Raw genomic sequence first — 21,112 nt, forward strand, 5'->3', positions numbered from 1 at the left:
ATTCAATTATTTAGCTTCTTTAGATATTTTACCACTTTGTATGTTTTATTGTCAATTTTATTTGTTTTTGTTAAAAAATACATGTGAATTATTAGAACAAAAAATGGCAATAAATAGGTTAAACTATATTGACTATAACTTCGCCAAGGTGAATGTATGAAATTAATCATTGATAACAATGTTCGTAACATCATAGGTCCTCAGCTTAAAACAGCAAGGCTGAAAAATAAATTCACCCAACAGCAGCTGTCTGCCAAGTTGGAGACAATGGCTGTCTATATTGACAGGGCGAGCATTTCTAAGCTTGAGCAGCAGAAACGAATAGTAACCGATTATGAGTTGCTTGCTCTGTGCGAAATATTAAAAGTGAGTCCTGACTGGATGCTTGGCACAGTTAAGGAATGATTTGTTCTGCTTTAGAACATTATACCATTGTTCCTGACAATTGTAAATTGTTGAAATAATCTATGTTACACCGCAAAAAAGTCATGTACCGCATACATGACTTTTTTAGTCTTGAGGACCTTTTGCGCTGCTTTTGTTAATTGTTGTCTAGTTTTATTTCTTCGATTTTTTTCTTTAAGTCTTCTATTGTCTTCATGGATTCCATTATCTTGTTGATAGTTACAGCAACCGGACTTTCCGGATTATCCTTTTCCTGTTCAAAAACATATTTCCCTATTTCCAGAAAGTACTGACTGATTTTCTTTTCTTCTGCAGAAACCTCTGAGTTGAGTTTTGTTGTTTCAGCAAAATCCTTGGCCATTTCGCTTGCAGAGCCGGCCACATCCCCTATTTTTTTACCAATCTTGTCTAAAAACGCCATAACATTTTCCTCCCAATAATTATATATTTGTTATTCACATAATATATACCTGTTAAATCAATTTTTAAACAATAACCAGCAAACTTCCTATCCTCCGCATCTGAGAAAATTCAGGTTGAACCTTTCCATAAAGTCATCAAACGCGTTATCCTCAGCCTTGATGCTTATGAGAACATGACGGATATTCAGTGCTCCAAACCTTGTGAGGATTTGAGGTCCCACTGTAACCTCCCAATGAGGACCTTTAAATGTTTCCTCATCTTCTGTTTCTCCTCCTATTTTCAGAAAATATTCCACTAGTTCGCTGCGGTTGATTTCACCCATTTTCATTTGAACATTCTTGATATTAATCACCTCTAAGTCATGATATCTGTCTGGCTGCAATAGGTTCATCCTGTTTCTCTAATACTTTTACATTCTTAACATCTTCATTATCGTGCCAGGTGAGCCTGTTTGTCAAGAATATCATCAAGGGAATGCATATAAGCGCCGTCGCTCCAAACGTTGCTTCAAAACCTGTGCGCTGAGCCATAAACCCAAATAACGGAAATAAAAATATCATAAACAAGCTGAAGGAAAAACTGTCAAAGGACAAAATTGTAGCCCTGTACGCCGATGGTATCCGTGAGTTTATATAATCGCTCATTATGGTATATGCAAATCCGCCTGATACTGTAGTCATAATATAAAACAAAACGGAATATTTCCTCCAAAGTGCCAGTCCTGCCAGTGATATAATGCTCAAGGCACAGATGCAGATCAGCGTACCCTTCAGTCTTACCTTCTTTTCAAGACTGTATGCGTATTTTGAGCTAATTGCCTCAATAAAGCTGCCAAAAGCACAAATTACTGCAATAATTGTCTTTGTTAAGCCCATATCCGAAAAATACTTCTGGCTGTAGAAAAAAACTGTTGTCTGAAGACTTCCGGTCAATGCAGAGAACAAAATCGCATACATGACGGTCTTCCTGCCCTTAAGCGCCTGGATGCTTAAAGTCAGTTGATCCATCAGTATCTTACCGCTGCGGTTTTCCTCATGTTTATCCATATACGGTTTATGGATGGTTGGTTCGCTGAAATTGAAAGCTACAATCAGCGCCAGCATCTGCACAAAGGTTCCGAAAATATACGCGTACAAAAACCTGATGTCTGCCAGTATTCCTCCCAAAAGCACAGCTGTTCCCTGGGACATGGACATGACAAATGCCAGCTGCCCCCATATTTTTTTATACCTGTCTTCTTCTCCCAGCTCCTTAAGGCTGTCGAAAATAAGTGCTTCTGCGGCCCCGGAATTCAGATTCATGGCGGCGCTGCTCAATATAAATGAAACAGCAAAACCCATGAAACTTTTTGATGTGATCATGAGGATGCAGGACAGCAGATTCACCGCTCTTCCAAGCACTACACAAAACTTTCTCCCGTGCAGGTCAGCTATGGCTCCGGTGGGAAGTTCAAACAGCAATCCTGTAATGTGATAAATTGATTCTAATATTCCTATTTCTGCCAGAGACATCCCTTTAAATGACAGGTACAAAACCCATATGGCCGATGTGATGTTAAGCTGCAGAAAAAAATTATATGCATATCCTATTTTTATATTTCGTTTAAACTTTGTATTCATTTCATTCCTCCAAATATTTATAGATAAAACAAAAAGCCTCATTTTTTCAAATTAACTCGCAGAGGCTTTGGAAGAATGTATCCAAATATAAAGAAATAAAAAGACTCAGGCATAAACCCGAGTCTGTAAGTCTCTCATAATGCTGGCATTAAAAGAACGTAAAGGAATCACGGATTCATACAATCTGCACTTATCTTAAAAATGGATACACTTCTCCCGTAAAGTGTAAAAATACCATTTTTTGATACAGAACTGCTGAACTTGCTTTGTTTGCTGAAAGTGAAGTCTGCAGCGACGATTGTATTGGTCATGATTATCCTCCATAGTTATTCCAAGTTATTATAGCATACTTTCCATTTGTTTACAACTAATTTATTTATATGTGAGCCTCATCATACAGGTTTTGAAATATTATGGTTTCAGGCAGCATATGCTCAAATTTTTCAATATTTCTGTCGGTTAGTCCTCTGTATCTGCTGCTGTCATCTTCTCTTCCCGGAAGATGGTTAAGTATGAGAATGCGCGGATTTATATTCTCCACAAATTTCCTTCCCAAGGTGGAATTCACAACAATGAACGGTGCCACCAGCACATCAGCACTGATATCCTTTATGGATTGAGCAAGCTCAGCCTTGCAGAAATCTGCATCCCCCAGAAACAATATTATTTTTTTGTCAATTTCCACAATATAAACGTAATGGTCTATACCCACCTTTTCATGAGCCAGGTGTTTTGTCCGCAAATAGCTTATTTTAAGGTTATCCATGTCAACAGTCCCGATTTGGTAGTAATCAGTATCCAGTTCTTTCAGAAGCCCGCTGCTTTTGCAGTCTGAATCACCCAGCTTTGGAGTTATCAGCATTTCTGCTTTGTTGTTTCTTATGTACTCAAATGTCTTTTCAGCATTGAAATGATCTTTGTGACAGTGGGTAAATAAAAGAAAGTTTATATCCTTGAATTTGCCGCTGCCGTATATCATATAGTCCATAAGCTCATCAGTGACGGTGCTCCATTCATGGGTCTTTTCGCAGTGGATTGCATCAATCAATATTTTCTTGCCGTTTCCTTCAATCAGCAAACCTGCGTTTACAATTTGAGTTAATTTAATATTTTGCATTTATTGCTCCTGTAATATATTAATAGAAAATGAATTATTTCATAGATCATATTTGCAACACTATTGTAAGTGATTTTAACATTATAGCACATGACTTTTCATTATTGAAGCAAAAATCCGCATGTTAAAATCATGATTCCGAGACTACATATTTTTTATTTTATTAGCACCATCTCAGAATTTAGCTTATATGATAATCTAATATTTTATATTAACTAATTTATGTACGTATAAATTCAATAAATCCTTATTTAATATATTCCATTTTGCAAAGGGCTGTGGTAAAATCAACGCAATCTAAATCCAGCAAAATAAATTTACTTAAAATAAAAAACATTCCGGAGGATATATGTATAATTCAAGCTACCATCGAGAAGAAATTGAAAAGGTATATGGAAAAATAAGTCCTTTTGAGCTTAAGGACAAACTGATAAACCTAGCAGAGGATTCCAGCCGTGGAAGCGCCCACTCACTTCTGGACGCAGGAAGAGGAAATCCAAACTGGATAGCTGCGACACCGAGAGAAGCATTTTTCACATTTGGTCAATTTGCAGTTTCAGAAAGCCGCAGGGTATGGAATCAGGGAGACCTGGCTGGAATGCCAAAGAAGGAAGGAATAGCCGGGAGATTTAAGGAATTTGTGAGAAATAATCCTGATGCACCGGGAATAACGCTGCTGAAAAAAATGATAAATTACGGAATAACAGTGAAATGTTTCAATGCGGATGATTGGATTCATGAGCTTGTGGATGGAATTATCGGTGACAACTACCCTCAGCCTGACAGAATGCTCCATCATGTGGAACTTGTGGTAAATGACTACCTCATACAGGAACTTTGCTACAACGAACCACTTGAGCGCAGGTTCAACACATTTGCCGTTGAAGGAGCCACTGCAGGAATGTGCTATATCTTCGACTCCCTCATTGCCAATAACATATTGTCAAGAGGAGACAAAATAGCATTGATGACTCCTATTTTTACTCCATACCTGGAGGTTCCTCACTTGCCAAGGTATAATTTTGAGGTTGTCAATATTTCAGCTGATGATGTTGATGAAAAAGGAAGACATACATGGCAGTATCCTGCATGCGAATTGGACAAACTTCGAGATACTTCAATTAAGGCGTTGTTTGTAGTCAATCCGAACAATCCGCCGTCAGTTGCAATGAAACCTGAAACCGTGAGACTTCTCAAAGACATCGTAACTGATTCAAACCCTGATTTGATGATTATTTCAGACGATGTTTACAGCACCTTTGTTGACAGTTTCATTTCAATAATGGCTGATTTGCCCTACAACACCATTGGCGTTTATTCCTACTCGAAATATTTCGGTGTGACCGGATGGCGCCTTGGAACCATAGCTCTGTATGAAGACAACGTGTTTGACAAGCTGTTGAGGGAGCAGGATGAAGACAAAAAGGAAAGAGCAAGGAGACGTTATTCAGGGTTGTCAACCGATCCCGATAAAATTCCGTTCATAGACAGGATTGTGGCTGACAGCCGCCAGGTTGCCCTCAACCACACAGCAGGCCTTTCCACTCCTCAGCAGGTTCAGATGGCATTCTTCTCATTGTTTGCTATTATTGATAAGGAAAATTCCTACAAAAAACTGACCAAGAGCATATGCCGACGCCGCAAGAAGCTGCTCTTTGAAGGATTGGGCCTGGAGCTGAATGCGGATGCCTACGATGCAGCCTACTACACGCACTTTGATCTGCTGGAATGGGCTACCATAAACTACAATGTGGAATTTGCCAACTACCTGCAGGACAATTACAAGCCTGTTGACATACTCATACGGTTGGCAGAGCAGTCATCCATTGTCCTGATGAACGGCAGCGGATTCGGAGCTTCAGAATGGTCAATCAGAATATCTCTTGCAAATCTTAATGATGAATCCTATTCGAAAATAGGTGAAATTCTCTATGACATATTAGGCATGTATGTTGAGGAATGGAAATCTCTCAAATAAGTAAAATCGCAAAAAAAGTTCAAAACTGTCCCCGGTTACGGGGTAAGCTTTGAACTTTATGTTTAATATTAGCGAAAAATTATGAAATCATGAAAAACTCTATGTTTTTCTATCTGTTTAAATTTCCTTTGCAAGTATGTTCAGGCTTTTCAGATCATTGATTTTATATGAGCCGCCTTCTTTTTTAAGTATACCCTTTTTTACAAAACCAGCCAGCACATAAAGGAGATGTCGGTAGCTGACACCCAGGAATTCTGAAACCTCCGTATGTTTTTCCGTATACAACGAATTGTTTGATGTCATTAGTATAAAGGCTGCCAGACGATTTTCCAAGGGATATGAGACGTTCTTCGTGAAGCTGCTTGAATTGTTGATGGCTTTGGTGCTTAAAAATACGCACAGATGCTTTAAAAACTTTATGTCATTGAGCATTTTATCCTTACATTCATTTAGCGGTACAGCCAGACAGCAGCAATCAGTTAAAGCCTGAACTCCATTGGACTCAGACTGAGCTCCCATAAGCTCAATCTCTCCTAGGAAGCAGGGAGGTTCAATGAAATTGATTATTGATACCTTGCCGTTTTTGTGAGTAAGGTAAAGCTTGGCTCTCCCTTCAGTCAGGTAGTACAGATATTCGGAAGCACCTCCCTCATTGAGTATAAACTCACCGGCTTTAAAATGAATCAATTGTAAGCAGGGAGTTATATCAAAACCAAAAATATCAGCAATTGAATATTTAATTATATAATTTGAAATTACAATTGAATTTTGTACTTTTTGCATTTTCCCCCCCAAAATTTTACTAAATGTGAGATTTATCATACAATTATAGCTGTAATTATATTATAATGCAATAAAAGAAAACAGGAGGCTGCCATGGAGCAAAAAAAATATTGGAATTCAGTTGCTGAAAAGAAGGAATTTACAACGCCCTTTCAGATAGAAGAATTTTCTCAATATATAGGTAAAGATGGGTTGATTTTAGATGTTGGTTGCGGATACGGAAGAACATTGAATCTGTTGCACGAAAACGGATACCGCAATTTGATCGGTATGGATTTGTCGGAAAACATGATAGAACGGGGACTAAGTCAATATCCCCATCTCGACTTGAGAATAATGAAGGGAAAGACAATTCCTATGGAAGACAGCAGCTGCCGTGCGGTAATTTTACTTGCTGTGCTTACGTGCATTATCGATGACCATGAACAAATGGCACTGCTTAAAGAAGTCCAGCGTGTTTTAAAGCCAAACGGGATAATTTATATAAATGACTTTTTATTGAATGATGATGAGCGGAACCTAATGCGTTATGAGCTGTTTAAAGAAAAGTACCAATATGGAGTTTTCGAACTTCCGGAGGGAGCACTTGTGAGGCACCATGACATCAAGTGGGTTGAGCAGTCTACGGGTTTATTTGAAAAACTTGTTCTGGAGCATACTGTGTACACAACCATGAATGGAAATAAGTCAAACGGGTACTATTTTATCGGAAGAAAAATAAGCAGTCCCTGCTAAGGAGATATCTCCTCGGGTCTGATTCAATGAATTTAGCCACTAAACTGATGTAAAATAAAATTACTCAGTTTGGAGGTTTTTTCAGGTCATTATTAATCTCATTTCTTATTTGAATTATAGAAGCTTGAATATTTGTATTTTTAGGTTTATTTATATTCCATTTTAAATTACTTTTTAAATGCGCCATTTTATTATGCGGTTACAATCCTATTCTAAAATATATGAAATTCTATATGACAAATTAGGTAAGTATGTTGGAAAATGGAAATCTATCTATAAGTAAAATCACAAGCAAAAATTTCAAAGCTGGCCTCGGTTACGATGTAAGCTTTGAAATTTTCTGTTTTATATTAGAAAAACTCTATGAGTTTTCTATCTGTTTAAAGTTCCCTTGCAGGTATATTCAGGCTTTGCATTGGACACACCCAAGTTTATGAGTGATTCTCATACCTTTTATGCTATTTTTGTTTCTTCTAATTTACCAATTCCAAAACCTGTAAATATGTAAATAAAAGCAAAAACAATTCCTAAATAAGTCGTTGGAGCATATATTGCATATTCAAGTACTGGGACACCAAGTATACCTGAAGCAAAAATTCCGGACATACCCCAAGGTATAATCCAACATAAAGCTGTACCTGTATCTTCTAGCATTCTTGATAGATTCTTTCTTGGAATGTTAAACTTATCGAATATAGGCTGCATAATTGGTCCTAAAACTGTAAAACAAACGTAGTAACTTGTTGTGATACTAATAAAAATCAAGTTCGTTATATAGGATCCAACCATAATCGCTTTCCAACTTTTAGTAGATTCACTTAAACTATTAACCAATACTTGTAAAACTCCTGCAGCTTTTAAAGGTGCTCCGAATACTGCTGCAGATAAAATAATTGCTACAGTCCCGAGAGTGCTTGTCATTCCTCCTCTGGAAAGCATGCTGTCGACCAATTTAACACCACTTTCACTCTTGAATCCCGCATTTAAAACGGTTGTCATTTCTGATAAGGAACTACCTTGGAATACTCCGGCACATATACATCCTAATATTATACCTATACCGAATACAGGCAAACTAGGAACTTTTTTATAAATGAGGAAGAGTACAACCACAGGTGGTAAAAGTAACAATGGATTTAAGTTGAAGCTATTTTGCAACGTACTCAATATTTCTTGAGCATTAGAATTAGTAATATCTCCTCCCGTCTTATACTGCATTCCTAAGATAATAAATAGAATCAAAGAAATAACATAACCAGGAACTGTTGTATATAACATGTGCTTTATGTGCTCAATAATATCTACACCTGATAGTGCTGGTGCCATAATTGTAGTATCAGACAACGGAGATAATTTATCTCCAAACATTGCACCTACTACGATTGCTCCAGCTGTATACTGCATTGGTATTCCTAACCCTTGTGATACTCCCATTAATGCTATACCAACAGTACCTATTGTACCCCATGATGATCCTGTCATCAATGACATCAAAGAACAAATTATACATGTCATAAATAAAAATATTGAAGGTGACAATAATTTCAAGCCATAATAAATCATAACTGGAACGGTACCAGAAAGAATCCAGGAACCAACTAATAATCCTATCGCTAAAGTGATATATATACCAATTGCCATTAACCCAACGCTCTCAAATAACGACTTTTCAATTGTTTCCCATTTTGTACCCCAAAGTACAGAAACAATTGATACTAATATACCTCCTGTCAATAATGTTATTGTAGTTGGAGCCTTCAATACCTTTAAACCTCCAATAATTGATACTATAGCTAAAATTAATAAAACATATGCTCTAAATACACTATTCTTCTGATGTTCCATTATAATGATCCCTCCAAATTTTTATTTTAATTTGCAATCCAAATCTTATGATTTTACATTGTACAATTTATAACATATATGGATACAGCTTTTTAACTTCTTTATGCACAAGTATCAATCAAACTCCTAGAAATTTTCCACTCTCTTGCTCTTCTATTAAAAATAGTGACCTTCAAATTTCCTGTATAATTGAATAAATCTCAATGCAAATTTTAAAAAGGCCACTTTACTAAGTATAACTTTATTGTTAAAATATCGTCAATATGTATAGCTAATATTTAATGTCAAAATAATTAATAGAATCAACAATACTATTAATACATTTTTATTTTATAACTTGCTTTAAGGATTCAATTTGATTTCCAACATCCTTTAGTGCATTTATGAAAATTGAAGAATCAGATAAAAATCCCAAATAACGTGCACCCTTCTCAATGTATTTTCTTGCATCATCAATATTGCCAACCCATGCTCCAACAATTTTACCGCTTTTCTTAGTTTTATCAATAATATTATCAACAACCTTTATAACTTCAGGATCATTAACCTGCATTGGCTTTCCAACGGATTGACTAAGATCTCCAGCTCCAATAAAAATTACATCTATTTCAGGAATTTTACACAATTCATCAATCTGCTCTGCCATCTCTACATTTTCTACATGTACAACTACCAGTGTGTTTTCATTGGCAGATTTAAAATATTCTGCACTAGGCATAAACCCAAATTTTGCCGCACGTTGATTAACGTTCATCCCTCTGTTCCCAACCGGATAATATTTCGTGAATGGTACAAATTTTTTTGCATCATCTGCATTCCTTAAACTAGGCACTTGAATACCAGATGCTCCTGAATCCAATGAATGAAGTATGTTTTCCTCTGAAGCTGAAGGTATTCGAATTATCGTGTCTAAATTAACTCCATCTGCAGCTCTAATAATATTTTCTGTGTCAATATGGTCAAAATTAGAATGTTCATTATCAACAATAATAAAATCATATCCCGCATAAGCCATCATTTCAACCATATTAGGGTTATTTGCTTTAAAAAAAGCTCCAATCATAACCTTTCCTTCTAATAGTTGTTTTTTTAATCTACTGTTAATCATAATTGTTATTCCTCCATTAATAATTTATATTAGTATATATTTCAAGTGTTTTTCAAAGCACGGCTAACCTAGATTCAATTGATACAAAACATGTATCATATCATTTGGCATTTACTTAACTGTCACTTTTATTGCAGTATCCATTGCCTCTTTACTAAGCTCCTGACCAATTCCTGGTAAATCTGGTATCGTAAAATAACCATCTACAGGTTGATAGTCGTAAATGCCTGTTCTAATATTTTCTGGTAGCAGAGCAGCTTGATGGTGTTCATGAATAATAAAGTTTGGTATAACAGCTTCCAGATGTAACGCTGCCGCTGTTGCTTGTGGACCACCGCAAACATGAACCTGAACTCCTACATCATATACCTTCGCCATGTCGCATATTTTTTTACCCTCAGTAATGCCTCCACAGTTCCCCAAATCAGGTTGAATAATGTGTAATGCGTGATTTTCAAAGAATGGACGATATCCCCATCTAGTATAGATTCTTTCTCCACTCGCAACAGGAATATTTACTCTTTCTGCAATTTCTTTCATGTTACTAGCATTCATTGGCATTGTTGGTTCTTCGAAATAAAATACTCCAAACTCTTCAATAGCATGAGCAAGTTGTACTGCTGAATTTGCATCAGTAAGTGAATGTACCTCTATAATGATATCCATATCTGGAACTGCCTCTCGCACCGCTTTAACTCTGTTTCTAACAATCTTTAATTGTTCCCGCTGCAATATACCTGAGCAAGGCCAACCTTTGTACTTACCTTCCATATTAAAGCATAACGGATCAACTTTTATACAACTGTAGCCATCCTCCTTTGCTTTAATACATGCTTCTCCATATTCTTCCGGATGTACAAGTGCCTTAGCTACAGGGCCCCAGTCAAACTGTATTTGACTTGCATATGCTCTAAGCTTTTGATTCATTTTACCACCAAGTAACTGATATACAGGTGCATTAAATGTTTTTCCCTTAATATCCCATAACGCAATATCAATTCCACTCATTGCTCCATAAATAATCGGTCCTCCGCCTAGACCCCAGAAAGTATTTTGTAATCTATTCCATATTGCTTCATTGTTCATCGGGTCCATACCAATAATAAGCTTAGCAAAATCATTAACCATACCGAATGGACCATCTTTTGTATCCCCATAAGCTAGTCCGACTTCACCATAACCACTAATACCCTCATCTGTGTTGATACGAACAACAACAGGATTCCATGGACTCCCTAAAACAGATGGGCGGCCAATTGTAACGAGAAAAATATCAACGCTTGCTATTTTCATATTTATTTATATTCTCCTTATATTTTTTAAATTAGGCAGTAACAATCTTACTGCAGTAGGTTATCTCCCAAACAAATGAAGTACCCCCGTTGTTAAAATAGGATTAAATCCAACGATAACTTCAGCAGCCAGCAAACCAACAATAAACGGAACTGCCGCTCGAGTGATTTTGTCTATACTCAGCCCAGTCATTGAAGAGGCAATAAAAAGGTTCAAGGCTACAGGCGGAGTAACAAAAGCAACCGATAGTGAAAGAGTCATAATCAATCCAAAATGTACTGGATCAATTCCAACTGCTTCAGCAACACCTAAAAGAATAGGAGAAAGAATTACAATTGCAGGCATAGTCTGAACAAACATACCAACAACGAAAAGCATACCATAAATTAGCATTACAATAACATAAGGATTATCTGAAATTCCCAGGAAGAAGTTCTTTACAACCGTCGTATAACCTAAGTATGCGAATATCGCTCCCATAGCACCTGCAGGAGCAAAAGTGAAAATAACTCCACCGATAAAATCTACTTTGTTTTTAAACATAGGAATTATCGTTCTTGGATCAAGTTCCTTATAGATAAAAACTCCAATAAACAAACCATATACACATGATACAACTGCGGCTTCAGTAGGTGAACATATGCCAGTATAAATACCACCTAAAATAATCACTGGCATTAATAGGGCCCATTTCGCATCCCATATTGATTTTAAAAGTTCTTTTAGGCTAACCCTTTTCCCTACAATATTCTTGTAACCTCTTCTCTTACATGCAAAATAGTTGATGATAATCAATATAACCCCTACAACAAGGGCAGGTCCAATTCCTGCCAAAAATAGATCTGAGATAGATACATCATTTGTTACTCCATAAAGCACCATGGGAAAGGATGGTGGCACAATAATTCCCAATCCTCCTGCAACTGCTACAAGACCAGTAGCATAATATTTGTCGTAACCTGCTCGTACCATCTGAGGAATCATAATTGTTCCTATTGCTGCAACTGTAGCAGGAGCAGAACCAGATACAGCTCCAAAGAACATACAGCCTAAAACAGCTACAACCCCAAGTCCTCCTGTGATATTACCAACAAAACTGTTTGCAACACCCACAAGACGCTTCGAAAGTCCACCAGTATCCATAATATCTCCAGCAACTATAAAAAACGGAAGCGCCAAAAGAGTAAAATCTGAAGGCTTTGAATAAAGAAATTGTGCTATAAACTCAAATGTTGTAATTTTAGTAGTCCATACAAGAAGACAAATTGGAATACCGATGCTAACACCAATTGGTACACCTAAAAAAAGAAGGACAAACAACAACAAAAATATTAATCCAACGCTCATTAAGAATCTCCTCGACTTTCGTTTCTTTTATTACTTTCTCTTTCAGCGAAACCTTCTGCCGCAATAGCATCTAAGTCAAATGCTGGTTTTGATTTCCCCAATTGTTTTTCAGTTTCATGCATAAGTATATATACTTCCTGTGCAGTACGTACTAACGACAACATCAATAATGACGGTATAATAGCATAAATATATAATTTGGGAATTCGGAGAATGGAGGTTACCCCTCCCCCAATGCTTGACATAACATTGAAGAAAGGGATTAGTATGAACGCAATCCATCCTGCTTGAACAATATTACTAAAAATCAATAGAATTCTCTTTATTTTAAATGGCATTAATTCAACTAAAACTTCAATACGAAGAAATTTTCGACCCCTTACAGCGCCTGCAACTCCACAGTATACCATTGACATCAACATAATAGTCGATAATTCTTCAATCCATGAAAAAGAGTATCCGAACACATACCTGCTCGTTACCTGTACTGACAAAAGAACCATTAATATTAGAAATAATGCCGTCCCGATATATATTTCTATATTGTCAATAATCTTTTTTACAATATTATTGTTCATATAAGTAACCTCATTATATTTTAGTATCAATATTTATAGTCCCAATTTTGTTTCAGCATCTGCAATAGCTTTGGTCAAGTTATCCCATGCCTCTGCTCCCATTGCTTCTTTTGCTTTATCATAAACAGGTGACATTTTATCCATAAAGGCCTGTTTTTCTTCTATTGATAATTCTGTTACAGTTATACCATAATCTCTTAACTGTTGTACTAAAAGGTCTGTTTGTTCAGCGCATGCTTTTCTTGATGCTTCAGTCGCTTCTCTTCCGATTTCTTGGAACCAACCTTTTTCTTCGTCCGATAAAGTATCCCAGTACTTTTCACTAACAATTACTAGAGATTCTGTAAGACCATGTTCTGATAAAGTTAAATAAGGCTGTATTTCATAGAATTTTTTTGATACAATATTATGAATAGGGTTTTCCTGTGCTTCGCATAGCTTTTGTTGTAATGCAGTAAACAATTCTGCGAATGGTACAGATACAATAGATCCACCAAGAGCTTCAAAAGCAGCAATCTGGATTGGATCAGACTGTACACGGATTTTTATTCCTTTCAGGTCTTCCGGTGCGTTAATTTCTTTAACACTGTTTGTCATATGACGCATACCTAGTTCCATTACACTAATTGGAATGACATTACAATCTTCTGTAAGTTTCTTAAACATTGCTTCACCAAAAGGACCATCTATTACTTCATGTGCTACTTCAATATTTTTATATAAAAACGGAACGTTTAAAGCCGCAAAAGCTGATGTGTAGTCTCCCCATCCGCCTGCAGAAATCTCTGAAAGTTCAAATGCCCCTGAGGATAAACCGCCAATTTTATCATCAGTACTGCTAGCTAATTGATCTGCTGGATACATTTGCAATAAGATTTTACCACCGCTCTTTTCTTCTATTCCATCTACCAATGTCTTAAATAATACACCTGCTGGTGTAATTCCATAATCAGCCGAATTTAAAGATACTGCAGCTCTAATAATCTTAACTCCTTCTTTCGGTGTATATTGTGGAATTTCGTAAACATTCTTTTCTAATCCGACGCTATTGGTGCCAGAAGGTTTTTCATTTGATGCACCTGTATTACTTGCACTAGATCCTTGCACATTTTGAGCTGGTTTTGGTGATGATGAGTTGTTGTATTCAAGCCCTCCACCACATCCAGTAAGCAACATAGACAATATTAAAACAATAACAATAGTTTTAGTAAATTTTTTTATCATTTCTACACCCTTCTTTCTAAATTTTTTTAAACTAATTTGAAGAAATACGCTTAGATATATAAATTACTGAACTAAAATGCAACTTTATCTGCACCTTTAAGTCCAATAATCTTACGAACTTCCTCTGGGCTCGCCAAATCATAACCTAGAACGTCAGCAATGCTTTTCACTGCTAAAACTTGCTCTCCACTGGATTTTGCTAAAACACCACGTTTTATAAATAAATTATCTTCTAATCCAACGCGGACATTACCACCCAGTGATAAAGCAGCTGCAGCTATTGGTAACTGATGTTTTCCCGCTGCTGCAACTGACCAAATATAGTCACCTAATAATCTATCAGCAGTATTTTTTAGAAATACAAGATTTTCTACCGTAGCAGGAAGACCACCTAATATTCCTAATACAAATTGTACATATACTTTTCCTTTTAGAACACCCTTATGCTTAAAGTACGCTAAGTTGTTAATCATGGAGACATCATATACTTCAAATTCTGGTTTTGTCCCAAACTCTTCCATTGTTTTAATATACTTTTCCATGCCATTGAATGTATTCTTGAAAACATTGTCACGCGTTTTCTCCAAATAAGGCTTTTCCCAACCAAAACCATCCTCAATTTTACCTGCAATTTCTGCAAGTACAAAATTCATCGATCCTGCATTACAAGACGCAAGTTCCGGTTTTAATTGTGATACTGGAGACAACCGTTCATCAACAGACATTAGCTGACTTGCACCAGTAGTTATACATATAATTGCATCACAACGTTCTTTTACCTTTTGAATCGTTTCTTTCATCAATTCTAATGAAGAACTTGGTTCTCCTGTTTTAGGATTTCTGGCATGTATGTGAACAACAGCTGCCCCTGCTTCACAAGCAGATACCGCATCTTCTGCAATTTCATCAGGCGTGATTGGCAAATATGGACTCATACTTGGTACATGTACAGCACCGGTTAGCGCTGCAGTTATGAAAATTTTATTCATTTTTCAATTCCTTTCTTTAACTACTGCAATTATAAAACTTATTTTACACCTAATAAAATTGCAGGATTTTCTTTTGCAATAGTATTAATATCGGATTCTGTCAAGCCATTTCTTTCCATTAAAAGACAGATGAAGTTATACATCCCTTCTACCGGGCATCCATTTCCCTTCTGTCCCATATCAGAATCAAGTATTAATTTGTCAACCGGAACAACCTTAAGCATTTCATCAACAACATTCCATGGCACGCTTCCTAATCTGGAGCCATCTGTAAAAACACACACATTTAACTCAATAAATGCGCCTAATTCAGCCCACTCCCTAATTTGTTCAAAAGTGGCGCCAATGTGAAAATGCGGATGGTTGACAAGAATCTTCTTTACACCCATCTCGACGGCTTTTCTTACCAGATGGTCAACCTCCCATGCAGTTCCGTGTCCAGTGCCTAGAACCATATCCTTATCGGCAATGTATTTAAGAACTTTAACGGCAGCAGGATCCATGACACCGCTTTCGTCAACGTAGACAATTGGTTTTTCGCTCACAGTACTATTCCCTGAACCAGCAAAATTACCTTTATGTGAATCAATATGATTTTTAGAAGAAACAGTAGGAAAATATACTATTTTTACACCCATATTGTATGCAGCGTCTACAGCATTTAAATTAAATAATCCTATAGAATTATTTAAAGCAATTGCTCCATAGATATCAACATCGCCATTTCCTAAATGTTCTTGTACCATTTTGCATCCCATCATTGTTGGAAAGTAGTGGTCCTTGACTAAAAAACCTTTGTATCCTGCCGCAGTAGCAGCTTTAAGCATATCCGACGCATCAACTTCCCTTTTAGCAACCGAAGGGCCTGCATGTACGTGTATATCAATAATGCCTTTTAAAATTTCTCTCAATGTAACACCTCCCTAACTAAAAAGCTTTATAACTTTCCGGTAAACCAGCCATAACATCTGTTACTAATCCATATGGTGCAATAGGATAACGCAATCCATTTTTGTATAACTTTTCAGTTCCATCTATAGCTTTTACAAGATCTTTTGGGGTAATTGAAAGGACTATTTCATGGTCAGCAACTCCTCCAAATTTTCTTTCAGCAAAACTTGGTAGACCCATATTAGGCTTTCCTGTTACCAATGTGCGAATCCAAGTATCATTGCAGGCTGATTCTCCTGAAAAAGTGAAATCCAGTTTCTGATAATCAGAATACAGAAAACCACTTAACAACATAAATAATTGTCCAGAAGTACCATATATCAGACATACATCAACCCTATTTAGGCGTTCCGCACTAAGTGGTGAAGCAACGACTGCTACATACTTATGAGGCGCACACAGCATCGAACAATGATGTTTTTTAGCACTTTCTTCATCATTCCAAATGTTCGCAAACATTTTGCCGGAATAAAACTTCTCATCTGGTGAAACCATACCATGAATTGTTCTGCAATAATCTGCATGAATGTTTTGCGGACGTATTCCCACAGTCCAACCAAATTGTATAGCCTGACCTATACCCTGACATGCGGTGAACCGCATGTCGGATAATCTTACCTTAGGAATACTATTAAGTTCTTCATCACTTTCACAAAACTGTAAACCCACCGGTGTAGGAACAATACGAATAAGCCTTGAAAGAGAATGCGTTATCTTTTCCCAATCATATGAAGATTCCATTCTATCATCTCCTTTAATTTAGTTTTATTCTCCTTGTTCTTTAAGAAATTGAGTATAGCTCTCAGTATATTCCGGTCTATCCGGTGTAAATATGTCCATTTGCAAGCATGGAACAGAACTGTCATATACATGAATGTAATGTTCAACATTGGATGGTACAGTAACCCATGAACCAGGAGTCATTCTGTAAGCAACACCATCTACATAATAGTCACATTCTCCCTCAAGTACCAAAGCAATTTGTTCATTTGGGTGTGTATGTGGTTTTACTTCATTTCCATTCTCAACTCTACCTATAGTACAGCACATACTGTCGGCATCCATTCCAAACACAACACGTTCTATGCCTGCTCTAAGCGGTTGCCATTTTGTCTCATTCCAGTTTCCATACGAAATTTTACTCATTTTAATTCCTCCATTTTTTAACTAATGATTAGTTTTTATATAATCGGATAAAATCCGATTTTAACATTTAATATTACATTTAATTGATGATGCAAATTAAAAATAGTCTACATATTAGATTCATCCCTAATTGCCATTAATGATGCACAGACCTCTTTAAATTCAGTAGCAATCATCACCATTTCTGAAATATATGCAATTAACTGTATACCCCAATTTGAATACATCTTGACTTCCTCAATAGTCCCTGCATAAACACCTACATACTTACCGTTTTTCATCGCAGTCTCCGTGATTCCTCGTACAATTGCTAAAACTTCGGGATCATTTGTCTGTCCTCGCTTTCCGATAGATTGACTTATATTCTCTACTCCAATAAAAAGCACATCAATTTGTGGTATTTGACAAATTTCTTGAATCCTTCCTGCCATTTCTAGATTTTCAATCATAATAACAGATAAAAGCTCGTTATTTACATAATTAATATGATCCAAACTATTACAAAAAGTGTACATAGATGCTCTGGTTGTTAATGCAAATTCCATTTTGCCATATGGATGATAACGCATATGTTCAGCAGCAAAAGTAATTTCTTCCAAAGTGTTAGCATTAGGTACTTGAATCCCCTGTGCACCTATATCACACGAATGAAGAATACTTTCTTCTGTAATAGAAGGAATACGAACAATCGCATTCATAGACACACCATTTGATACCCTAACCATATCTTGCAAATCGGCGTAGCTGTAAGCACCATGCTTACTATCTATAATAACAAAATCCAATCCAGAAAATCCCAACATCTCTACCAATTGTGGACAATTAAGTTTAACAAAGGTTCCCAGAAGTATCTCTCTATCTAATAGCCTTTGTTTCATGGTCTTTTGACCTTTGATGCGCATTAATTCACCCCCTTTGTTAATAATTTTATTAAATCTATTTATTATTATAGCAATTTACGTGCCAACTGTTTTAGTCCAATAAATATAGGACTTTCAGCCACTAAAGACTTACGATCAATGCGTTTTAAGTCATAGATGCATTATGAAAACCCATTAAAATGAAAATACAATAATATCTCTGCAATTGCTCAAGCGTGTAATCATGTCGGAATTCAAAATTCATTGATTATTCAAGGTTTTATTGAAGTGTTTAACTAAAATACAACCAAATGAATTATTCTATATTTTAATTCATTTTTGCATCGTTTTAGTTTTCTTAAAGTGCATACAAATAACTTTTTCATTGATTGTTCAGTAAAAATGCAGCAAAATTTTTAAGTCATTTTTGAATTGACAATATATTACAGGTGTGATAAGATTCTCAAGAAATTTAAAATTCAAAGAGGCGGTATTGTAAGATGACGAATTTAGAATCCAGTATACAAATATCGGATTTAATTGATGTCTTAGAGTTGCCATTGCATATTATAAACAGCGATGGACTATTGGTTTATGTGAATAAGGAATGGGAAAAGCACATGAGTATCAATAGAGAGAATGCTATCGGGAAACGTATTAACGATGTGTTACAAAAATCCAACGCAAAGTTTTATTTTTCAATTGATTTTGATAAATTTGATGATAATCCAGAAAGTAACGTAACCCATTTCAAGGAGGCACTTTCAAGCTCAGTTGCTTTAAAAGTGGTGAAAACTAAGACTAAAATCTCTATGTTTACCTATTCTGTAGACAACAGTAAAATTTTAGTTACCAGTTCTCCAATTATTGTTGATGGTCAAGTAAAATATGTTGTTACCACTTTAAATGACATAACTGAATCAGCGGATAAATCTGAAAAACTAGAAAAAGAAATTCACAAAAATATTATTATTTCAAATGAATTGAATTATTATAGAAAACAATATTTACCAACAAAAATAATTGGATCTAGCAAAGAGATCATTAATATAATGGATTATCTTAATTTTGTATCAAAAACCAACGCTACGGTGCTAATTACCGGAGAAAGTGGTGTAGGAAAAGAAGTTTTTGCTAATGAACTCTATCAGAACAGTCTCAGAAACGATAAAACATTCGTTAAAATAAACTGCGCTTCAATACCTGAAAACCTAATAGAATCAGAATTATTCGGTTATGAAAAAGGTGCATTTACTGGAGCTAGCAAGTCAAAACAGGGCCTATTTGAACTCGCAGATACCGGAACAATACTTTTAGATGAAATCGGAGAGTTTCCTTATAATTTGCAGCCAAAACTGTTGCGTGTACTTCAAGAAAGTGAAATCATGAGAGTTGGGGGACTGAAATCAATAAAAATTGATGTTCGTGTAATCGCAGCAACAAATCAAGATCTACTATCCATGGTAAACAAAGGGCTTTTCCGAGGTGATTTATACTATAGGTTAAATGTTATTCCTGTACATATTCCCCCTCTCAATGAACGAAAATCTGATATTCCTCTATTTGTGCAATACTTTCTTGATACATTTAATAAAAAATACGGAAAAAATAAGCGTCTATCAGATAAGTCTATGCAACTTCTTATAAATTATAGCTGGCCCGGTAATATTAGAGAGCTAGAAAACCTTTTAGAAAGGCTTATTATTATTGGTAATGAAAAAGAGATACGCGAAGAAAGCATTAGTAATATTATAAATCCTGACAACAGCTTCACATCAGATATGGAAAGCGTGTCTCTGTCTGAAGCTGTAGAACATTTTGAAAGAAATCTTATTCAAAATGCTCTCACAAAATACGGAAGTACTTATAAAGCTGCTGAGGCATTAAAGTCAACACAATCCACAATTGTAAGAAAAGCGCACAGATATAATCTCAAGTGGTAATATTAAAACCAACACATATATAATTAGATTATCTTCAAATAAAAATTTTTCTTTGTTATAAAATAAAAAAATGGTTATTTAGTCTAACAACTAAATAACCTTTATTCTCTTTGACACTATTTCTTATATTTATATTTTTTGCAGTAATTCAGCAATATTATTGCCTAATCTGACAAACCCTTCTATACCTTCTTTGTCATTAAAAATATCTCCAGGCATTTTCCCAAATGCACAATTCCAATAAGTCGATCCAACTGTTATCATATCAGAAATCCCAAACATAAAATTAATGGCAGAATAAGCAAAATTAGCACCTGTTTTTGTTGCGACAATTATAGGTGCACCAATCTTTCCTTTAAACATAAATCCATTGGCCTTAGCCACGAAGTTTGTTCTGTCCATAAAAGCCTTTACCGCAGCTGTAACATTAGAAGTAAAGACTGGACTGCCTATTATAAATCCATCCGACTTATCCATTTTTAAAATTAGTTCATTTATTTTATCATCTTTAATAATACATGACTTGTTTTTAAGTTCAAAACACTTTCTGCAACCTAAGCATGGTCTTATATATTTTCCTCCCAGCTGGATTGTTTCCGTACAGACTCCATTTCTATTTAATTCATCTGTTACAACTTTAAGTGCTAAAGATGTATTACCATTGGTATGAGGGCTACCATTAAAAGCTAATATTTTTTTCATTTTAGTCTCCTGCTTATATTGTGCAATCATATCAAAGTCTGAGCCTTTTTTATGAGATAACGTCCC

22 protein-coding genes are annotated in these 21,112 nt (G+C 35.8%); 4 read left to right on the forward strand and 18 right to left on the reverse strand.

Going from position 1 to position 21,112, the window contains the following annotated elements; all coding sequences use genetic code 11:
- Nucleotides 1-156: 156 nt before the first annotated feature.
- Nucleotides 157-405 carry a helix-turn-helix transcriptional regulator gene (locus tag AAGU76_RS06130; protein WP_342484561.1) on the forward strand — a complete coding sequence of 83 codons (249 nt, stop codon included), beginning with the start codon at nucleotides 157-159 and terminating at the stop codon, nucleotides 403-405.
- A gap of 136 nt (nucleotides 406-541) precedes the next feature.
- Here the strand turns inward: AAGU76_RS06130 and AAGU76_RS06135 are convergent, their stop codons facing one another.
- The 5 genes from AAGU76_RS06135 to AAGU76_RS06155 form a co-directional block, all read right to left on the reverse strand.
- Nucleotides 542-826, reverse strand: a complete 285-nt coding sequence (locus AAGU76_RS06135; protein ID WP_342484562.1) for a hypothetical protein — start codon at nucleotides 824-826, stop codon at nucleotides 542-544.
- An 87-nt stretch (nucleotides 827-913) separates the two neighbouring features.
- Nucleotides 914-1,210 (reverse strand): hypothetical protein, encoded by a 297-nt coding sequence (locus AAGU76_RS06140; protein WP_342484563.1) that lies wholly within the window; start codon nucleotides 1,208-1,210, stop codon nucleotides 914-916.
- Entirely contained in the window at nucleotides 1,188-2,447 is a 1,260-nt protein-coding gene (locus AAGU76_RS06145; RefSeq protein ID WP_342484564.1) for an MFS transporter, read from the reverse strand. The genes AAGU76_RS06140 and AAGU76_RS06145 overlap by 23 nt, the downstream gene beginning before the upstream one ends.
- A gap of 167 nt (nucleotides 2,448-2,614) precedes the next feature.
- Complete coding sequence (locus AAGU76_RS06150; protein ID WP_342484565.1) at nucleotides 2,615-2,758, reverse strand: hypothetical protein; 144 nt, start codon at nucleotides 2,756-2,758, stop codon at nucleotides 2,615-2,617.
- Between the two features lie 65 nt (nucleotides 2,759-2,823).
- A complete protein-coding gene (locus AAGU76_RS06155) occupies nucleotides 2,824-3,564 on the reverse strand; it encodes an MBL fold metallo-hydrolase (protein WP_342484566.1) in 741 nt (246 codons plus the stop codon).
- 349 nt (nucleotides 3,565-3,913) lie between these two features.
- Here AAGU76_RS06155 and aspD point away from each other — a divergent pair, with 349 nt between their 5' ends.
- Nucleotides 3,914-5,542, forward strand: coding sequence for an aspartate 4-decarboxylase (gene aspD / locus AAGU76_RS06160; RefSeq protein ID WP_342484567.1), 1,629 nt, complete (start codon nucleotides 3,914-3,916; stop codon nucleotides 5,540-5,542).
- Between the two features lie 117 nt (nucleotides 5,543-5,659).
- On the opposite strand, the gene yeiL is transcribed toward aspD, so the two are convergent.
- Nucleotides 5,660-6,325, reverse strand: a complete 666-nt coding sequence (gene yeiL / locus AAGU76_RS06165; RefSeq protein WP_342484568.1) for a transcriptional regulator YeiL — start codon at nucleotides 6,323-6,325, stop codon at nucleotides 5,660-5,662.
- 93 nt (nucleotides 6,326-6,418) lie between these two features.
- On the opposite strand from yeiL, the gene AAGU76_RS06170 reads away from it, so the two are divergent.
- Nucleotides 6,419-7,060, forward strand: coding sequence for a class I SAM-dependent methyltransferase (locus tag AAGU76_RS06170; RefSeq protein WP_342484569.1), 642 nt, complete (start codon nucleotides 6,419-6,421; stop codon nucleotides 7,058-7,060).
- A gap of 453 nt (nucleotides 7,061-7,513) precedes the next feature.
- Here the strand turns inward: AAGU76_RS06170 and nhaC are convergent, their stop codons facing one another.
- From nhaC to AAGU76_RS06225, 11 genes are all read right to left on the reverse strand, one after another.
- The gene (gene nhaC, locus AAGU76_RS06175; protein WP_342484570.1) at nucleotides 7,514-8,905 is read right to left on the reverse strand and encodes a Na+/H+ antiporter NhaC; all 1,392 of its coding nucleotides are present in this window, start codon (nucleotides 8,903-8,905) and stop codon (nucleotides 7,514-7,516) included.
- A gap of 325 nt (nucleotides 8,906-9,230) precedes the next feature.
- Entirely contained in the window at nucleotides 9,231-10,013 is a 783-nt protein-coding gene (locus AAGU76_RS06180) for an aldolase/citrate lyase family protein (protein WP_342484571.1), read from the reverse strand.
- A 111-nt stretch (nucleotides 10,014-10,124) separates the two neighbouring features.
- Nucleotides 10,125-11,306, reverse strand: coding sequence for a mandelate racemase/muconate lactonizing enzyme family protein (locus tag AAGU76_RS06185; RefSeq protein ID WP_342484572.1), 1,182 nt, complete (start codon nucleotides 11,304-11,306; stop codon nucleotides 10,125-10,127).
- A gap of 60 nt (nucleotides 11,307-11,366) precedes the next feature.
- On the reverse strand, nucleotides 11,367-12,653 hold the full coding sequence (locus tag AAGU76_RS06190; RefSeq protein WP_342484573.1) for a TRAP transporter large permease: 1,287 nt from the start codon (nucleotides 12,651-12,653) through the stop codon (nucleotides 11,367-11,369).
- Nucleotides 12,653-13,231, reverse strand: coding sequence for a TRAP transporter small permease (locus AAGU76_RS06195; protein WP_342484574.1), 579 nt, complete (start codon nucleotides 13,229-13,231; stop codon nucleotides 12,653-12,655). Before AAGU76_RS06195 ends, AAGU76_RS06190 begins: the two co-directional genes overlap by 1 nt.
- A 33-nt stretch (nucleotides 13,232-13,264) precedes the next feature.
- On the reverse strand, nucleotides 13,265-14,455 hold the full coding sequence (locus AAGU76_RS06200; protein WP_342484575.1) for a DctP family TRAP transporter solute-binding subunit: 1,191 nt from the start codon (nucleotides 14,453-14,455) through the stop codon (nucleotides 13,265-13,267).
- Between the two features lie 71 nt (nucleotides 14,456-14,526).
- Complete coding sequence (locus tag AAGU76_RS06205) at nucleotides 14,527-15,444, reverse strand: 3-keto-5-aminohexanoate cleavage protein (protein ID WP_342484576.1); 918 nt, start codon at nucleotides 15,442-15,444, stop codon at nucleotides 14,527-14,529.
- A gap of 38 nt (nucleotides 15,445-15,482) precedes the next feature.
- Nucleotides 15,483-16,355: a DUF6282 family protein gene (locus AAGU76_RS06210; RefSeq protein ID WP_342484577.1), complete on the reverse strand. Its 873-nt coding sequence runs from the start codon at nucleotides 16,353-16,355 to the stop codon at nucleotides 15,483-15,485.
- A gap of 16 nt (nucleotides 16,356-16,371) precedes the next feature.
- Nucleotides 16,372-17,136, reverse strand: a complete 765-nt coding sequence (locus tag AAGU76_RS06215) for a DUF169 domain-containing protein (protein ID WP_342484578.1) — start codon at nucleotides 17,134-17,136, stop codon at nucleotides 16,372-16,374.
- 24 nt (nucleotides 17,137-17,160) lie between these two features.
- On the reverse strand, nucleotides 17,161-17,541 hold the full coding sequence (locus AAGU76_RS06220; RefSeq protein ID WP_342484579.1) for a cupin domain-containing protein: 381 nt from the start codon (nucleotides 17,539-17,541) through the stop codon (nucleotides 17,161-17,163).
- Nucleotides 17,542-17,648: 107 nt separating this feature from the next.
- The gene (locus AAGU76_RS06225; RefSeq protein WP_342484580.1) at nucleotides 17,649-18,443 is read right to left on the reverse strand and encodes an aldolase/citrate lyase family protein; all 795 of its coding nucleotides are present in this window, start codon (nucleotides 18,441-18,443) and stop codon (nucleotides 17,649-17,651) included.
- Nucleotides 18,444-18,901: 458 nt separating this feature from the next.
- On the opposite strand from AAGU76_RS06225, the gene AAGU76_RS06230 reads away from it, so the two are divergent.
- Nucleotides 18,902-20,344, forward strand: a complete 1,443-nt coding sequence (locus tag AAGU76_RS06230) for a sigma 54-interacting transcriptional regulator (RefSeq protein WP_342484581.1) — start codon at nucleotides 18,902-18,904, stop codon at nucleotides 20,342-20,344.
- Between the two features lie 129 nt (nucleotides 20,345-20,473).
- On the opposite strand, the gene AAGU76_RS06235 is transcribed toward AAGU76_RS06230, so the two are convergent.
- Entirely contained in the window at nucleotides 20,474-21,046 is a 573-nt protein-coding gene (locus AAGU76_RS06235; RefSeq protein WP_342484582.1) for a flavodoxin family protein, read from the reverse strand.
- Nucleotides 21,047-21,112 lie beyond the last annotated feature (66 nt).

This window comes from Sedimentibacter sp., from assembly GCF_038562225.1.
Lineage (GTDB): Bacteria > Bacillota > Clostridia > Tissierellales > Sedimentibacteraceae > Sedimentibacter.

Bases quoted from the DNA above. Each gene is read 5' to 3' on its own strand.
- AAGU76_RS06130 (WP_342484561.1), top strand. From the start codon at position 157: ATGAAATTAATCATTGATAACAATGTTCGTAACATCATAGGTCCTCAG.
- AAGU76_RS06135 (WP_342484562.1), bottom strand. From the start codon at position 826: ATGGCGTTTTTAGACAAGATTGGTAAAAAAATAGGGGATGTGGCCGGC.
- AAGU76_RS06145 (WP_342484564.1), bottom strand. From the start codon at position 2,447: ATGAATACAAAGTTTAAACGAAATATAAAAATAGGATATGCATATAAT.
- AAGU76_RS06150 (WP_342484565.1), bottom strand. From the start codon at position 2,758: ATGACCAATACAATCGTCGCTGCAGACTTCACTTTCAGCAAACAAAGC.
- AAGU76_RS06155 (WP_342484566.1), bottom strand. From the start codon at position 3,564: ATGCAAAATATTAAATTAACTCAAATTGTAAACGCAGGTTTGCTGATT.
- aspD (WP_342484567.1), top strand. From the start codon at position 3,914: ATGTATAATTCAAGCTACCATCGAGAAGAAATTGAAAAGGTATATGGA.
- yeiL (WP_342484568.1), bottom strand. From the start codon at position 6,325: ATGCAAAAAGTACAAAATTCAATTGTAATTTCAAATTATATAATTAAA.
- AAGU76_RS06170 (WP_342484569.1), top strand. From the start codon at position 6,419: ATGGAGCAAAAAAAATATTGGAATTCAGTTGCTGAAAAGAAGGAATTT.
- nhaC (WP_342484570.1), bottom strand. From the start codon at position 8,905: ATGGAACATCAGAAGAATAGTGTATTTAGAGCATATGTTTTATTAATT.
- AAGU76_RS06180 (WP_342484571.1), bottom strand. From the start codon at position 10,013: ATGATTAACAGTAGATTAAAAAAACAACTATTAGAAGGAAAGGTTATG.
- AAGU76_RS06185 (WP_342484572.1), bottom strand. From the start codon at position 11,306: ATGAAAATAGCAAGCGTTGATATTTTTCTCGTTACAATTGGCCGCCCA.
- AAGU76_RS06190 (WP_342484573.1), bottom strand. From the start codon at position 12,653: ATGAGCGTTGGATTAATATTTTTGTTGTTGTTTGTCCTTCTTTTTTTA.
- AAGU76_RS06195 (WP_342484574.1), bottom strand. From the start codon at position 13,231: ATGAACAATAATATTGTAAAAAAGATTATTGACAATATAGAAATATAT.
- AAGU76_RS06200 (WP_342484575.1), bottom strand. From the start codon at position 14,455: ATGATAAAAAAATTTACTAAAACTATTGTTATTGTTTTAATATTGTCT.
- AAGU76_RS06205 (WP_342484576.1), bottom strand. From the start codon at position 15,444: ATGAATAAAATTTTCATAACTGCAGCGCTAACCGGTGCTGTACATGTA.
- AAGU76_RS06215 (WP_342484578.1), bottom strand. From the start codon at position 17,136: ATGGAATCTTCATATGATTGGGAAAAGATAACGCATTCTCTTTCAAGG.
- AAGU76_RS06220 (WP_342484579.1), bottom strand. From the start codon at position 17,541: ATGAGTAAAATTTCGTATGGAAACTGGAATGAGACAAAATGGCAACCG.
- AAGU76_RS06225 (WP_342484580.1), bottom strand. From the start codon at position 18,443: ATGCGCATCAAAGGTCAAAAGACCATGAAACAAAGGCTATTAGATAGA.
- AAGU76_RS06230 (WP_342484581.1), top strand. From the start codon at position 18,902: ATGACGAATTTAGAATCCAGTATACAAATATCGGATTTAATTGATGTC.
- AAGU76_RS06235 (WP_342484582.1), bottom strand. From the start codon at position 21,046: ATGAAAAAAATATTAGCTTTTAATGGTAGCCCTCATACCAATGGTAAT.